The sequence below is a fragment of the Hanstruepera ponticola genome (assembly GCF_002940745.1).
GTDB lineage: Bacteria > Bacteroidota > Bacteroidia > Flavobacteriales > Flavobacteriaceae > Hanstruepera > Hanstruepera ponticola.
The window spans coordinates 2288692-2303501 of sequence record NZ_POTB01000001.1; the positions used below are offsets into that span (position 1 = coordinate 2288692).

At 33.5% G+C, this 14810-nt stretch carries 12 protein-coding genes; 5 read left to right on the forward strand and 7 right to left on the reverse strand.

What is annotated here, in order from left to right; genetic code table 11:
• Positions 1–62 precede the first annotated feature (62 nt).
• A complete protein-coding gene (locus C1S72_RS10380; protein ID WP_104735524.1) occupies positions 63–2186 on the forward strand; it encodes a peptidylprolyl isomerase in 2124 nt (707 codons plus the stop codon).
• Positions 2187–2238: 52 nt separating this feature from the next.
• Here C1S72_RS10380 and C1S72_RS10385 read toward each other — a convergent pair whose 3' ends face one another.
• Both C1S72_RS10385 and C1S72_RS10390 read right to left on the reverse strand, forming a co-directional pair.
• A complete protein-coding gene (locus C1S72_RS10385; RefSeq protein ID WP_104735525.1) occupies positions 2239–3141 on the reverse strand; it encodes a GYDIA family GHMP kinase in 903 nt (300 codons plus the stop codon).
• A complete protein-coding gene (locus C1S72_RS10390) occupies positions 3128–4453 on the reverse strand; it encodes a hydroxymethylglutaryl-CoA reductase, degradative (RefSeq protein WP_104735526.1) in 1326 nt (441 codons plus the stop codon). The genes C1S72_RS10385 and C1S72_RS10390 overlap by 14 nt, the downstream gene beginning before the upstream one ends.
• A 215-nt stretch (positions 4454–4668) precedes the next feature.
• Here C1S72_RS10390 and C1S72_RS10395 point away from each other — a divergent pair, with 215 nt between their 5' ends.
• The 3 genes from C1S72_RS10395 to C1S72_RS10405 all read left to right on the forward strand — a co-directional run bounded on the left by C1S72_RS10395 (position 4669) and on the right by C1S72_RS10405 (position 8657).
• The gene (locus C1S72_RS10395; protein ID WP_104735527.1) at positions 4669–6186 is read left to right on the forward strand and encodes a peptide MFS transporter; all 1518 of its coding nucleotides are present in this window, start codon (positions 4669–4671) and stop codon (positions 6184–6186) included.
• A gap of 26 nt (positions 6187–6212) precedes the next feature.
• Positions 6213–7994: a peptide MFS transporter gene (locus tag C1S72_RS10400; RefSeq protein ID WP_104735528.1), complete on the forward strand. Its 1782-nt coding sequence runs from the start codon at positions 6213–6215 to the stop codon at positions 7992–7994.
• A gap of 117 nt (positions 7995–8111) precedes the next feature.
• The gene (locus tag C1S72_RS10405; RefSeq protein ID WP_104735529.1) at positions 8112–8657 is read left to right on the forward strand and encodes a thioredoxin family protein; all 546 of its coding nucleotides are present in this window, start codon (positions 8112–8114) and stop codon (positions 8655–8657) included.
• A 1-nt stretch (position 8658) separates the two neighbouring features.
• Here the strand turns inward: C1S72_RS10405 and C1S72_RS10410 are convergent, their stop codons facing one another.
• Complete coding sequence (locus tag C1S72_RS10410; RefSeq protein WP_104735530.1) at positions 8659–10704, reverse strand: ComEC/Rec2 family competence protein; 2046 nt, start codon at positions 10702–10704, stop codon at positions 8659–8661.
• Between the two features lie 21 nt (positions 10705–10725).
• Entirely contained in the window at positions 10726–11250 is a 525-nt protein-coding gene (locus tag C1S72_RS10415) for a C40 family peptidase (protein WP_104735866.1), read from the reverse strand.
• Between the two features lie 106 nt (positions 11251–11356).
• On the opposite strand from C1S72_RS10415, the gene C1S72_RS10420 reads away from it, so the two are divergent.
• Positions 11357–12523, forward strand: coding sequence for a DNA cytosine methyltransferase (locus tag C1S72_RS10420; RefSeq protein WP_104735531.1), 1167 nt, complete (start codon positions 11357–11359; stop codon positions 12521–12523).
• Here the strand turns inward: C1S72_RS10420 and lpxB are convergent.
• Genes lpxB through surE form a run of 3 tightly spaced genes read right to left on the reverse strand, consistent with a single transcriptional unit; the run spans position 12516 to position 14687 of the window.
• Complete coding sequence (gene lpxB / locus C1S72_RS10425; protein WP_104735532.1) at positions 12516–13631, reverse strand: lipid-A-disaccharide synthase; 1116 nt, start codon at positions 13629–13631, stop codon at positions 12516–12518. The two genes, C1S72_RS10420 and lpxB, sit on opposite strands and share 8 nt — an antisense overlap.
• 2 nt (positions 13632–13633) lie before the next feature.
• Complete coding sequence (locus tag C1S72_RS10430) at positions 13634–13918, reverse strand: hypothetical protein (RefSeq protein ID WP_104735533.1); 285 nt, start codon at positions 13916–13918, stop codon at positions 13634–13636.
• The gene (gene surE, locus C1S72_RS10435) at positions 13911–14687 is read right to left on the reverse strand and encodes a 5'/3'-nucleotidase SurE (RefSeq protein WP_104735534.1); all 777 of its coding nucleotides are present in this window, start codon (positions 14685–14687) and stop codon (positions 13911–13913) included. The genes C1S72_RS10430 and surE overlap by 8 nt, the downstream gene beginning before the upstream one ends.
• Between the last annotated feature and the right edge of the window lie 123 nt (positions 14688–14810).

Consider the following 14810-nt stretch of genomic DNA (forward strand, 5'->3'; position numbering starts at 1 on the left):
TTTTATTATTAAATAGAAAATGGTATTTTCGCGCACTATATCGTAAAAAATTTAAATGACAGATGGCAGTTTTAAATAAAATTAGAAAACAATCAATTGTACTAATAGCTGTAATTGCGTTAGCCTTATTCGCTTTTATAATTGGAGATTTGTTTAGAAATAGTGATGCACTATCGGCTAAATCCCAAAATGTAGTCGCAACTATAAACGGTAAGGATATTACCCGTGAAGATTTTCTTCAAAAAGTTGAGGCAGCACAAAGACAATTAGGACCAAATGGTACAGCGACTCAAGCCATGAATCGTGTTTGGGATCAGGAAGTAAGAAATGCTGTAATGGAAAGTCAATATGAAGCTTTGGGAATTACAGTTGAAAAAGATCAAATGCGCGATTTATTAAAAAGTGCATTAGCCAATAATCCAGACTTTCAAAATGAAGCAGGAATTTTTGATGAAAATAAACTGTCAGAATATATTCAAAATTTAAAATCTAGTTCAGAAGTTGCTTACCAACAATGGGTGGATTATGAAAAAGCACTTGCCAACAATGCGCTTCAGCAAAATTATATGAACATGGTAAAGGCAGGCATGATTGGTACCCTAGCTGAAGGTAAGATGGCTTATCATTTAGAAGGAGATAAAGTAGATTTAAAGTTTATTCAAATCCCGTATTCTTCAATTCCTGATAGTACTATTACAGTTTCAAAAGCAGAAATTACCAAGTACATAAAAGAACACGAAGAACAATACAAGGTTGACGCTTCTAGAGATATTCAATTTGTTGAATTTAAAGAAGTGGCATCGGTTGAAGATGAAGAAGAAATAAAAAAAGAGTTGATTTCTTTTAAAGATGGTAAAGTGGAGTATAATAATGGTAGAACAGATACCATTAAGCCGTTTTCGCAAGTAAAAGACCATGCAAACTATATCAATTTTGTTGCAAGTTCAGATATTAAATTTGATAATCGTTTTTTGAAGAAATCACAATTGCCAACCGCATTTGCTGATAGTATTTATAATTTGAATGTTGGTGAGGTTTTTGGTCCTTATAAGGATAACGGACATTTTAAATTAAGTAAAGTTATTGCTGATACTCAAATGCCAGACTCCGTTAAAGCGCGTCATATTTTAATTCCATTTATTGGGTCACGTTCTGCAACGGACTCCACGACCCAAACTGAAGCACAAGCAAAAACGACAGCTGATAGTTTAATGCGTATTGTAAAAGCGGATACTACAAAATTCAAATCTTTATTAGATTTTTCTGCTGATAAAGTAAGTAATGAAAAGGATGGTGTTCTAGATTGGTACACATACAATGCTATGGTTCCAGAATTCAGGGATTACACCTTTGAAAATGAAACAGGCGATATAGGTGTTGTTAAATCGGCATTTGGATTCCATGTAATTGAAATATTGGGTCAAAAGAATAAGCAACGAGCTGTTAAAGTTGCTACTATTGCTAGAAAAATTGAGCCATCTGAAGCGACTGTCAATAAAGTGTTTAGAGATGCATCTAATTTTGAAATTGCTCTTGAAAAAGGAGATTTCCAGACTTTAGCTGAAGAAAATGATTATGTTGTTCGTCCTGTTAATACTATAAAAGAATTGGAAGAAAACATACCTGGATTGGGCAGTCAACGTCAAATAGTAAGATGGGCTTTTGAGGAAGAAACAGAAGTAGGTGATTATAAGCGTTTCAATGTGCCTGGTGGTTATGCTATTGTGCAATTAGTAGCAAAGAACAAAGAAGGTTTAATGGGAACTGAAGAAGCATCGGTAACCGCATTACCAAAAATAAGAAAAGAAAAAAAGGCAGCGCAAATTAAATCTAGAATCACAGCAACAACTGTTGAGGATTTAGGTAAAGCTGAAAACATTACACCAAGAACATCTTTAGCCTTAACTATGAAGAACCCAACGATTTCAGGTGCTGGAAGAGAACCATTAGTAATAGGTACAGCTTTCGGTATGGAACAAGGTGAAACATCTGGATTAATTGAAGGTGAAACAGGCGTTTTTATGATTCATGTTGTAAAGAAAGAATTGGCTCCTGAAATGGATAACTATCAAGGATTTGCCAATCAAGTGCAAACGGCTAAAGTTAATGGCGTTACAACTAAATTGTACAATGCATTAAAAGAAGCTGCAGAGATTGAAGATAATAGAGCTAAAACGGTTCAATAATCGTTTTGAAATATAATTAAAAAGCCTTTCTTTTTAGAAAGGCTTTTTTGTTTTAGAGTATTAAATCATTATAGGAAATAACTGTTTCAAACCCTTTGGCTTTAAAATAGGCTGAAGGATTTTCGGTAGCTGTTGCTAAAATAAAGTCGCCTCCCCAAGCGCCTAAACTTTTAACGGCGCTTTGAAAATCCGAAAACAAACGTTCTTTAATGGGCTGTTGGTTTAGAATAGAACTCAATATTTGCTCATGTGTATTAATTAGGTTCTCGAAATCAGTAAGTGATTTACAGGTAATTATGTTTTCGGTAATTTTATTTATGGTTTCAATGTCTTTCGCTAAGTCGGTTGTGTTTTGTCTGTAAGACTCAATCGCATCGCGACTGTTTTGCTTTTTGTTTAAATACACAAAATACAAGCAGTCTTTAAAACTTGGATTAAAATTAACCGTTTGAATATCTCGTACTGCTTCAATTAATCTATATGTTATTGCTGTGTTATGTTGCGCACAAGCAATATCGTAACCACTACCACCAAAGGTTTTTTTAAGCAATTCGTATGGATCAACTTGAGCCCAATGGGCTATGTTGTTTATTAGAGTTGATGAGGTGCCTAATCCCCAATCTTTAGGGAAAGTCAATTTTGTTTTAACGGAGCAACCTGTTTCTAAAAAATCAGGATTTAGTTTTTGGGCTGTTTTTAAAATTTGAAGGAGTCTTTTAGTTAAATCATCAGAAGAATCTTTAGAATCTAAATCATTTAGTTCTAAAATTGTCTTAAACCAAACTTCACCATTCTGGTCATAGCTTTTCCAGTTAATGAAATTGGAATCATTAGTTTCAACATTTAAGTATTGACCATATTTTGTAGGAAGCGCGAGTCCTAAAGCACCATCTAAAACCAGATATTCTCCTGTGAGTAATAATTTACCGTTACTGTAGTATTCAGAATTCTCCACTGCGCATTTTATTTATAGCTTCAACTACAGCACTATGAGTAACAACATGTGTTTTAAAATGTTCGATAAGTTTGTTTTTTTCCGCATCAGTAGCTTCAAATTGATTTAAAATATTCATAAGGTGCATTTTCATATGACCTTCTTGAATCCCTGTGGTTGTAAGTGAGCGTAGCGCTGCGAAATTTTGTGCCAACCCAGCAACAGCTACAATTTCCATGAGTTCACTTGCTGATGGATGATGGAGTAGTTCAAGAGATAGCTTAACTAATGGATGTAATCCTGTCAATCCGCCTACAGTTCCTAATGCTAAAGGTAGTTCTATCCAAAAATAAAAAATACCATTTTCAATTTTAGCATGTGTTAAACTACTGTAATTTCCATTTCTAGAAGCGTAAGCATGTACACCAGCTTCAACAGCTCTAAAATCATTTCCTGTAGCTAGCACAACAGCATCAACACCATTCATGATACCTTTGTTATGTGTTACAGCTCTATAAGGTTCTATTTCTGCTATTTTTACAGCTTGTACAAACTTTTTTGCGAAGGCTTCAGGATCAATGTCATCTGAATCACTTAATTTGTCGATAGGGCAAGAAACCTCTGCACGCACTAGACAATTAGGGACATAATTAGATAGAATGCTCATGATGATTTCTATCACTTTTTCTTCATTTGAAAATTCTTCAAAATTCAAAGCTTCGCTTTTAAGGGTTTTGGCAAACTGTTCCAAGCAACTATTTATAAAATTGGCTCCCATGGCATCCTTTGTTTCAAAGGTGGCGTGCAATTGATAGTAGTTCGGCAAAGCGCTGGTCTTGTCCTTTAGTTCAATATCTAAAATGCCACCACCACGTTTTTCCATATTTTTTGTTATGGGTTTGGCATCTTCAATAAGTTTGGGTTTGACCTCGTTAAAAAATCGCTGTAGTTTCTCAATATTACCAGAGAAAATAAAGTGTACATGACCTACTTTAGTAGTAGAAATAACCGTGGCTTTAAATCCACCTCTATCTAACCAGAATTTGGCAGCTTTACTCGCTGCTGCCACAACAGAACTCTCCTCAATAGCCATTGGGATAGTATGTAATTTATCATTAATCAGAAAATTAGGTGCTACGCCTAAAGGTAAATAGTAATTTGTTATAGTGTTTTCAATAAATTCGTCATGTAATTGTTGTAATTTTTCGTTGGAATTCCAATATTGCTTTAGAATATTTTTGGCATCTTCTTTATTTGAAAAGTACGTATTAACAATCCAATCTATCTTGTTGGATTTTGATAATTTTGAAAAGCCAGTAATTTGTTTGCTCATCTACCTAAAATTGAAAATGTAAAGATAGTATTATTGGATGATTTGCGTTTCAATTGCCCATTTAACTGTTAATAAATACGGTTTTTTGCTTTATTTTTAGTAAACTTGGCATTATTTTAAAATTACTTTTTCAACATGAAACATGTCTTCGTTTTAAATTTTAAAGTTAAGCATACTCCACAACCTAATAAAAGAAACTAACTAATATATACTATATGGCAGATCAATTAGACCATTTTAAAGAAGAGCCAGAATTATTTGGACATCCAAAAGGATTATTCTATTTGTTTTTTGCAGAACTGTGGGAACGATTTAGTTTCTATGGTATGCGCGCCTTACTAACACTCTATATGATAGATGTTGTTTTTGAAGCGTTATCAACTAGAGATTATGCAGCAGCAGCAGTATATGCATCATATGGGTCATTGGTTTATGCCTCAACAGTTGTTGGAGGTAAAATTTCAGATAGTATTTTGGGAATGCGCCATTCAATATTTTTGGGTGGTATTCTAATGGCAATAGGTCATTTTGTTTTGGCTGTTGAAAATGATATGGCATTCTTTTTAGCTTTAGCCTTTATTGTTGTTGGAAATGGTTTTTTTAAACCAAATATATCCACATTTGTTGGGTCGTTGTATAAAGATGGTGATGCTAGAAAAGATTCAGGATTTACCATTTTTTATATGGGAATAAACATTGGTGCTTTTGCTTCACCATTACTTTGTGGTTGGTTAGGACGTGAGTACGGTTGGCATTATGGCTTTGCACTTGCCGGATTTGGTATGTTATTGGGATTAGCATTCTTTTGGAGTGGAATCAAGAAAAATGTTTTTGGAAATCAAGGTATGCCTAGTGATGAAAAAGCTTACAATAAACCAGTTCTAGGAATTAAGAACAGCAAATTGGTGACTATTTTATCTTTACTTTCTGTTCCATTAATCGCTTTCCTGCTATCATCTTATCAGCCAGTTTTTGGCGATCAGAATATTGTGAATATTATTTTTAAAGGAATTGGATTTGCGGTATTAGCTTACCTAATTTACATATTGGCTAATGTGTCACCTGAGGAAAGGAAGAAGTTGATTGTAGCCATTTTTATAACCATTTTTATGACTATTTTTTGGGGTTTTCACGAACTTTCAGGAAGTGTAATTACTTTATTTGCTGATAGAAATGTAAACTTATCAGTCATTGATGCTGCTCAAACAAATTCAATTAATGCCATGTATATCATTATCTTGGCTATTCCTGTTTCTCTGTTATGGCAGTTTTTATCAAAGAAAAAAATCAATCCAAGAACGCCCTTTAAGTTTGCTATGGGATTAGCCTTTGCTGCCATTAGTTTTTATGTGTTGGCCATTAGTGGTGAAAGTGCAGATGCCAATGGAAAAGTGCCTTTTGCTTATTTAATGATTATGTACTTTATTTTATCAGTTGGCGAACTATTTATGTCTCCTGTTGGGCTATCTAAAATAACTGATTTGTCACCTAAAAGAATTGTCGCATTTATGATGGGTGTTTGGTTTTTGTCATCAGCATTTGCATTTCAAATAGTAGGATTCATTGGTAAGGAATTATCAATTGAAAGTACAGATAAAAATGTTGGTGGTTTTGACTCATTAGGAGTTTATACTGACGGATTCCATATGATTGCTATGTATGCTGGTGGAGCCGCAATAATAACCTTAATTTTAGCGCCATTCTTAAAACGATTAATGGGTAACGTTCACTAAATGAAAATTAACTAAACTAACTATATATGAATACGGATATTGAAAATCTATTTAAGGACAAAGTCATTGGACATCCAGCTGGGCTGTTTGTGCTATTTTTTACTGAAATGTGGGAGCGTTTTTCGTTCTATGGGATGCGTATTTTGTTGGTGCTGTTTTTAACAGCTCCAATTTTAAGCGATAACCCAGGGTGGGAATGGCCAAGAGAGCACGCTTTAGCATTAATTGGTACGTATGCGTCTTTACTATACTTAACACCAATTATTGGTGGTTGGATAGCCGATAAGATTACAGGATACCGAATAGCTGTTGTAATTGGATGTGTCATCATGACTTTAGGTCATGCTGCAATGGCTCTTGAAACAACAATGTCTTTTTATCTTGGATTAGCCTTATTGGTGATTGGTACAGGTTTTTTTAAACCGAATATTACGTCTATTATTTCAACCATGTATAAGGGTAAAGAGTCCAAAAAAGATGGTGCTTATACCATTTTTTACATGGGTGTAAATGCTGGTGCCTTTTTCGGGATGATGCTTTGCGGTTATTTAGCAGAAAACTTTGGATGGTCATGGGGCTTTGGATTAGCTGGTATTTTTATGTTATTAGGGATGCTTCAATTCTGGTTAGCTGGAAGTTTGTTTGGAAGTATAGGAGCAAAACCGTCTAAAATACACGAAGTTGAATTGCCTCAAAACATTAATGAAGAAGCACCCAAAGAACATGATGCTGAATCTGATGAGAAGCTCAACCCGTTTACTATGTTTGATAAAGTGCTAATGGTGCTTTCGGCAATTGGTGGATTGTTGTATTTGTTTAATGACCCAATGGAAAAGATAGGTGATATCAATATGTTGCCATTTGAAATTGGAGGGTTATCTGGATCTAACGTTGTCGTTTTAACTGCCTTGGCCTTATTCTTAATTTTGTTGATTACACGTATTTCAAGATACATTCCTTTGGTAAGAGATCGTATTATTGCCGTATCTATATTTGGTGTGTTTACGGTTTTCTTTTTTGCGTTCTTCGAACAATCTCTGGGATCTATGACGTTATTCGCTCGTGATTATACCGATAGAATGTTAGTGGGTAACTCTGCAATGGTTTTTAAAGTAGTAGATGCATTATTAACAACAGTTCCGTTGATTATTATCACCTGGGTTTTAATTTTATTAGCCAAAAAAACATTTTCTAGAATTGGTTTGTCTAATATTATTTTAGCCATTGCATTCATTGGATTATGGTTTTTAGTATTGTATAGATTAAATGATAAGTTTTCACAAGAAGGTAACGAGGTTGAAGCAACATGGTTTGGTATTCTAAATTCCTTTTTCATTATTACACTTGCACCTTTGTTTTCACGCTGGTGGGAGAGTAAATACAATCCGAGTGCCGCCATGAAATATGGTATAGGCCTTATATTACTTGGATTAGGTTTTGCATTTTTATCGTATGGAGCTGGTGAGATACCATCAGGAGCAAAAACGGCTTCAGTAAGTATGATTTTCTTAATTATGGCTTATTTATTTCATACTATGGGTGAATTATGCATTTCTCCAGTAGGTTTATCATACTTAAGTAAGTTAGTTCCAGCTCGAATGATTGGTTTTATGTTTGGAATATGGTATTTAGCCATTGCTGTTGGACAAAAGGCTGCAGGAACCATGGGTGGAATGATAGATAAAATATCAGAAGAATACTCAATGAGTACCTTCTTTTTGATATTCACCTTAATACCAATTGGTGTTGGTTTTGTGTCAATATTGCTAAATCCATTATTAAAACGTTTAATGCACGGTGTTCGTTAATCGAAGAAATCGTTAAAATATCCACAAAACACGTCTTACTTGGCGTGTTTTTTTTACTTTAGGAACAGTTTTTGAAATGATTTAAGTTCAAAAACGACTTTATAAAAAACATTAGAAATGAAAAGAATACTATTTATAGCTGCTGTGTTGTTTTTTACAATACAAGTAAATGCACAAGAAATTAATTGGGTGACACTTGAAGAAGCTGTAGAGCTTCAGAAAAAGAAGCCAAAAAAAATAATGATGGATGTTTACACCAATTGGTGTGGCCCATGTAAAATGTTAGACAGAAATACGTTTCACAACAAAGATGTCGTAGATTATGTCAACAAAAATTACTATGCCGTAAAATTTAATGCGGAAGGGAATGAAACGGTAAATTTTAGTGGTAAAACATTTGATAATCCACAATACGACCCTGCTAAAGCGAATAGACGTAATAGTGTGCATGAACTAGCGCGCCATTTTAGTATTAGGTCTTATCCTACAATTGTATTTTTGGGAGAAACTGGTGAGTTTTTAACGCCAGTTATTGGTTACAAAACACCAAGACAATTAGAATTGTATTTAAAGTTATTTAAGAATGATGATCATAAAGACTTTAAATCTCAAGAAGATTTTACAACTTACTACAACGCTTTTAAACCTGAATTTTCAGAATAAATTATTTTAAATTTAAAATATAAACTCCCTTTTCACGAGTTGCGTGGAAAGGGAGTTTTCGTTTGAGAGCAGTTTCTTTCCATCTTTGTACATAACTTTTGTAATTGCTGCCATCAGCTATTATCATATGTGGCTGTAATGAGTCTATAACCCTATTCAGATTGACTTTAGGAGAATTTCGTAATAGAACATAATGAGGTTTAAAACGATTCAGATAATAAACACCTAAACTGTCAATGATTAAAAGTTTGTTGCTTTTAAACTGATAAATATCCTTTAAGCTATCTTCTTCAGTTGAATTAATAAATTCACCAATTCTGTAACTTGTTATTATCTTATCATTAGATTTAGTTAGACTATCTAAATCATGAAATACTTGTAAATCCTTCCCGTTCTTAAACCCAATAATACTGTGTTTGGTTTTGTTGAAAATCACTAATTCATCTTTTGTTTCTACCTGCCATTTGTTATAAAACAGTAGCGATTGAAGTATCAGTATGGAACATAAAACTGAAACGATACCTATATTAGAATGTCTTTTAAAGTAGTTTAAGGATGTCATGATTACAAGATAAATTCCAATAGCCAAATACCAGTTCATAGAAATATCAGTGAAAAGAAATGACTCTTGTTTAGCAATCCATTTAAATAGTAAGTTCATCCAATGGATAATTGATTCATAAAAATCAAAAAGGAAAAATTTTGGTACCTGAAACACAGCTAGAATTATAATGATAAAACCATAACCTAAAATGATTCCTAGAAATGGAATGATTACTACATTGGCAATAAAAAATAACCCAGGAAACTGATGAAAATAATATAAACATAACGGAAAAATACCGACTTGAGCAGCAATAGAAACGGTTATCAATTCCCAAATTTTATCAATTAACCAAACATGACTCCTCATTAGAGCATATAGCATGGGTTGCACACTTACAATACCAATAACTGCTAAATAACTCAACTGAAAACCAACTTCAAAAAGCAAAAAGGGGTTCCAAAGTAAAAGTAAAAATGCTGATATGGCTAATGTATTGTATATGTTATGAGGACGTTTGAGGTTCATGCCTACAGCAAGTGCACTGAACATGGTAGCCGCTCTTAAAATTGAAGGTGATAATCCTGCGATGGTAGCAAAACTCCATAATAGTATAAGAATAATAACTGTTTTTGTGATCAGACCATATTTAAACCTTTTTAAAAATCCCAATATGAAATTTAACATGAGTAGTATGATGCCAATATGTAATCCAGAAATGGCTAGTATATGAACAGCACCAGAGTTGATGTAATCATCATATAAATCTTTTTTAATATCTAACCTGTAGCCAAGCAGTAAAGCTTTTATTACAGACATTTCATCAGGCTTAAAATTGTAAGATTCCAATTGTTGCATTACTTTCTGCCTGATTTTATGGGCATAACCTTTTAGGCTATGAGTATCATTTTTTGCTGAAAATAATGATTGATAATCCGAATAAATCTGTGCGTAAACATTGTGGTTTTCTAAATAGGTTTTGTAGTTAAACTGATGAGGATTTAATGGTGATTTCAGAGTTTGAAAATGTGTGAATACAATTAATTTATCATCAACCTGAAACATTTCATTTAAGGAGTCTTTTGTAATGTTAAGTTGTACTTTGCCACGTACACGATTTGAATCAACTTGAATGACTTCAGCAAAATAACGGTCGTGAAATGGACTTGGTTTTAGAACTTCTCTAATACTTAATACGATTTTTGAATCTGTACGCTCTTGAAAAACGCTAGTATGTGTATAATGGTTTTTGAAGTTTCTTTCATTATGCAATGTCAAAACCAGAATACCAATAGAAAGGGTAGTTAGAATAGCAAATAGCCCAAACCAAATGTTTTTTGTAAATCGTCTTTTAGATGTTAAATAAATAATGAATGTGATAAATAGTAACGAGCAAGAAATACACAAGGCAATTATGACAGAAACTGTAATGTATTGGCCTATGATTATACCAATAACCAAACATAGTACAAGTTTAACAATCGGGAAATCAAGTAACTTCATATAAGAAAGTTACTAAAAAAATTATAAAATGCGCCTAGCTTGAACAAAGGCAAAGTACCAATATTTTTCTGATAATTCAGAAGTTATAACACCTTTGCTTGTTGTGGAATGAATGAATTCCACATAGCCAGGTCTTGTGTTAGTAACAATACCTACATGATTTACAGTTCTGCTATTTTTTCTGGTAGCAAAAAACAGCAAATCTCCTTTTTGAACTTCTTTTAAATCTATCCAGTCTCCAGATACAGCGAGTTGCGATGTGGTTCGTGGTAAAAGAATGTCTTCCTTTTTAAAAGCTGTGGTTACTAAGCCGGAGCAGTCCATGCCTTTTTTTGTAGTACCACCATACTTGTAGCGCACACCGTTAAAGGTTTGAGCGTAATCAATTATAGCATCAGCTTTTTCATTGTAGTTTGAGTTGTTACTGTAGGTGTTTTTTTCGGTTTCGGTTTTATGAGATTTATGTGATGAAGCTGTTGCTGTCTTTTTGGATTTGCAAGACATTAAAACGAACAAACAACAAATAAGTAGGACTATTTTATGCATGCTTCGAAAATACATAATTTTGTTATTAAAAAAATAATAACCTTTCAAAAAGTTGATTTGTTCAAACTTCAAATTCTCTTATTTTTAGCGTTCAATAAGTAGATTTATGAATGTAATTGATTTGTTTTCTGGATGTGGTGGTTTGGCATTGGGCTTTAAATGGGCTGGTTTTAATACACTACTGGCAAGTGATGTGGATGAAAATTGTGAAAAAACCTATAAGTTTAATTTTCCAAGGGTGCCATTCATTAGAGAAGACTTAAGGGATATTTCAACAAATCAAATAAAAAGTCAAGTTACTGAATCGGTTGATGTTGTAATAGGAGGACCGCCTTGTCAGGGCTTTTCTTTGGCAAATAAAAACAGAAATAAAGTAAAGCATGATCCAAGAAACGAATTGTTCTATGAATTCGTTCGTGTGGTAACGGACTTACAACCTAAAGCCTTTGTCATGGAAAATGTCAGAGGTTTACTTTCAATGCAGAAAGGAAAAGTTATTCAGCTTATGAAAGAAGAGTTTGAAAATGCTGGATTCGGTTATGATGTTGATTATAAAGTGCTTTTAGCCTCAGATTATGGAGTGCCACAAAACAGGCAACGGGTTATTATGATTGGTATTAGAAAAGATTTAAATATAAAGCCTGAATTCCCTATCCAAACTCATGATAGACCAATTACAGTTTGGGAAGCTATTTCAGATTTACCTCAAATAAAGGCTTCGGAAGGGGAAGAAAAAATGGCGTATAAATCTCATGCAGAAAACAAATATCAAGCGTTTATGCGCCAGTCTAGCTCGGCAGTTTTCAATCATGTTGCCATGAGGCATACAAAAAGACTTATTGATAGATTTCAAGTTATAAAAGCAGGTCAATCATTAGCACATGTACCACAAGAACATGCTGCTGTAAAACGTGGTAAGCCAAAGGAGAAATCTAAAATTGTGTTTTCGCAAAACAATCAGCGTTTGCATGCAGATAGACCTGCACCAACCATTGCAGCTTCATTTCAAAGTAATTTTATTCACCCTTATTTACACAGGAATTTTACAGCTCGAGAAGGTGCACGCTTGCAATCGTTTCCAGATGATTTTATTTTTCAAGGTATGCGAACTAAAATGAGTTGGGAGAAGGGGTTAAGTCAATATCAACAGATTGGGAATGCTGTTCCGCCGTTATTGGGTTATGCAATCGCTAATAAAATCAATGAAATTTTAAAGGGTGTTAATAAAAATGATGAGACCAAATTATTTGATGTAACCAAGTTGGTTAACTAATCGCTTTGTAAATAAGTTTCGCAGTTTTTTCACTAGCACCTCTACCACCTAACTTTTTTTCAAGCTCATAATAAGCCATAAAGAATTTTGTGCGTTCATATTTGTCCAAAATTCTGTCTAATTCTTTTTTGAGTTTATTCGTATTAAAATCGCTTTGAATAAGTTCGGTTACGACTTCTTTGTCCATAATTAAATTGACTAGTGAAATGAATTTAATATGTTTTACCAAACGCTTACCAATTTGATAGGATAGCCAGCTACCTTTATAACAGACTACTTCTGGTACTTTAAATAAAGCTGTTTCAAGAGTGGCAGTTCCAGATGTAACAAGTGCAGCTGTTGAAACACTTAAAAGATCATAGGTTCTGTTTGAAATAAAATGAACATTTGTATTTTTAATAAATTGCTTGTAAAACGAATATTCTTGACTTGGAGCACCAGCAATTACAAATTGATGGTCAGGATATTGATTAACAATACTCAGCATAACCGAAAGCATTTTAGTTATTTCTTGTTTTCTACTGCCAGGTAGTAGTGCTATTATGGGCTTTTCATTCAACTCATGTTCAGCTCTAAAAGTATATTCGTCAACTTGATTTCTATTGGCAATGGCATCAATTAAAGGGTGTCCAACAAATTCAACCGTATAGTTGTGTTTTTTTTCATAAAAATCCTTTTCAAAGGGCAGAATAACATACATACTGTCAACATCACGTTTTATGGCATTGATCCGGTTTTCCTTCCAAGCCCAAATTTGTGGTGAAATATAATAGTGAGTCTTAAAACCTTTTTGCTTTGCCCATTTGGCAATGCGTAAATTAAACCCTGGATAATCTATAAAAATAATGACATCAGGATTAAAGGATTCAATGTCTTTTTTACAAAATGATAGATTTCTTGTTATGGTTCTTAAGTTCATGATAACTTCTGCAAAACCCATAAAAGCTAAATCTCTGTAATGTTTAATTAAATTATTGCTAACAGCTTCCATCAGGTCACCACCCCAAAACCTGAATGAGGCATTAACATCTTCTTTTAATAAGGCCTTCATTAAGTTGGAACCGTGTAAATCACCTGATGCTTCTCCAGCAATAATGTAATATTTCATGATTACATGAATTTAAAAATAAACGTGAAAATAGCTATTAAAACAGTAGCTAGTAAAATACCTCTAGCTCTATAATCTTGTTTTTTCTTTATAAAAACGAAAAAGGCTATTAAATTTAGTATTGAACCCAAACTTATAAGTTTTCCTAAAAAACCTTCGGCTGAAGCAGATTTGAGTACTGTAATAAACTCATCGCCATTGCCAAGTATGATTGTGGCTAGATAAAGACCAATAATATTTGCTATGAGTCCTACCAATAATCCTTTAAAAACTTCTTTTTTAATCATTAAACTTCCATGTATTTAATTGTTGAATACAATGATGTGCAGTTAAATCAAACTGAACAGGAACAACAGAAACATAACCATTTTCTAATGCCCATTCATCAGTATCTTCACCGTTATCTAAATTAACAAATTTTCCAGTTAACCAATAATAATCTTTGCCTTGAGGGGTTTTTCGCTTGTCAAATTCCTCTTCCCAATTTGCTTTTGCTTGTCTACAAATTTTCACACCTTTAATTTCAGATTGTGAAAGATTAGGAATATTGACATTTAGAACTACATTTTTTGGTATGCCATTATTAAGAACATTTTGAGCAATTTGTTTTACAAAACTTTTTGATGCTTCAAAATTAGCATTGTAGTTATAATCCAAAAGTGAGAAACCTATGGCAGGTATGCCTTCTATACCAGCTTCTAGAGCGGCACTCATAGTCCCAGAATATATCACATTGATTGATGAATTTGAACCGTGATTAATTCCGGACACACATAAATCTGGTCTCCTGTCTAATATTTCATTCACTGCTAGTTTGACACAGTCAGCAGGAGTGCCAGAACAACTATATTCAGGTTGCGTGCCATCATCAATCACCACCTTTTCAAGATGTAATGTAGAATTGATTGTTATAGCATGACCCATTCCACTTTGAGGACTGTCTGGTGCCACGACAACAACATCTCCTAAATCTGACATAACTTCAATGAGAGTTCTTATCCCAGGAGCAGCTATACCATCATCATTAGTAACTAAAATTAAGGGTCTTTCTGACATTTCTGATGTTAATTTACAAGTTGCTAAAATACATAATTTAGAGTGCTTTTGTCGAATATTTGGTGTTTAACAAAAAATTAGTACCATTTGATTATATTGGCATAGTTTTTTCTTTAATTTAGT

What these genes read in the sequence shown, in the direction of transcription:
- lpxB (WP_104735532.1), bottom strand. Translation starts at nt 13,631, where the DNA reads ATGAAATATTACATTATTGCTGGAGAAGCATCAGGTGATTTACACGGT.
- C1S72_RS10410 (WP_104735530.1), bottom strand. Translation starts at nt 10,704, where the DNA reads ATGAAGTTACTTGATTTCCCGATTGTTAAACTTGTACTATGTTTGGTT.
- C1S72_RS10380 (WP_104735524.1), top strand. Translation starts at nt 63, where the DNA reads ATGGCAGTTTTAAATAAAATTAGAAAACAATCAATTGTACTAATAGCT.
- surE (WP_104735534.1), bottom strand. Translation starts at nt 14,687, where the DNA reads ATGTCAGAAAGACCCTTAATTTTAGTTACTAATGATGATGGTATAGCT.
- C1S72_RS10420 (WP_104735531.1), top strand. Translation starts at nt 11,357, where the DNA reads ATGAATGTAATTGATTTGTTTTCTGGATGTGGTGGTTTGGCATTGGGC.
- C1S72_RS10390 (WP_104735526.1), bottom strand. Translation starts at nt 4,453, where the DNA reads ATGAGCAAACAAATTACTGGCTTTTCAAAATTATCAAAATCCAACAAG.
- C1S72_RS10430 (WP_104735533.1), bottom strand. Translation starts at nt 13,918, where the DNA reads ATGATTAAAAAAGAAGTTTTTAAAGGATTATTGGTAGGACTCATAGCA.
- C1S72_RS10395 (WP_104735527.1), top strand. Translation starts at nt 4,669, where the DNA reads ATGGCAGATCAATTAGACCATTTTAAAGAAGAGCCAGAATTATTTGGA.
- C1S72_RS10405 (WP_104735529.1), top strand. Translation starts at nt 8,112, where the DNA reads ATGAAAAGAATACTATTTATAGCTGCTGTGTTGTTTTTTACAATACAA.
- C1S72_RS10400 (WP_104735528.1), top strand. Translation starts at nt 6,213, where the DNA reads ATGAATACGGATATTGAAAATCTATTTAAGGACAAAGTCATTGGACAT.
- C1S72_RS10415 (WP_104735866.1), bottom strand. Translation starts at nt 11,250, where the DNA reads ATGCATAAAATAGTCCTACTTATTTGTTGTTTGTTCGTTTTAATGTCT.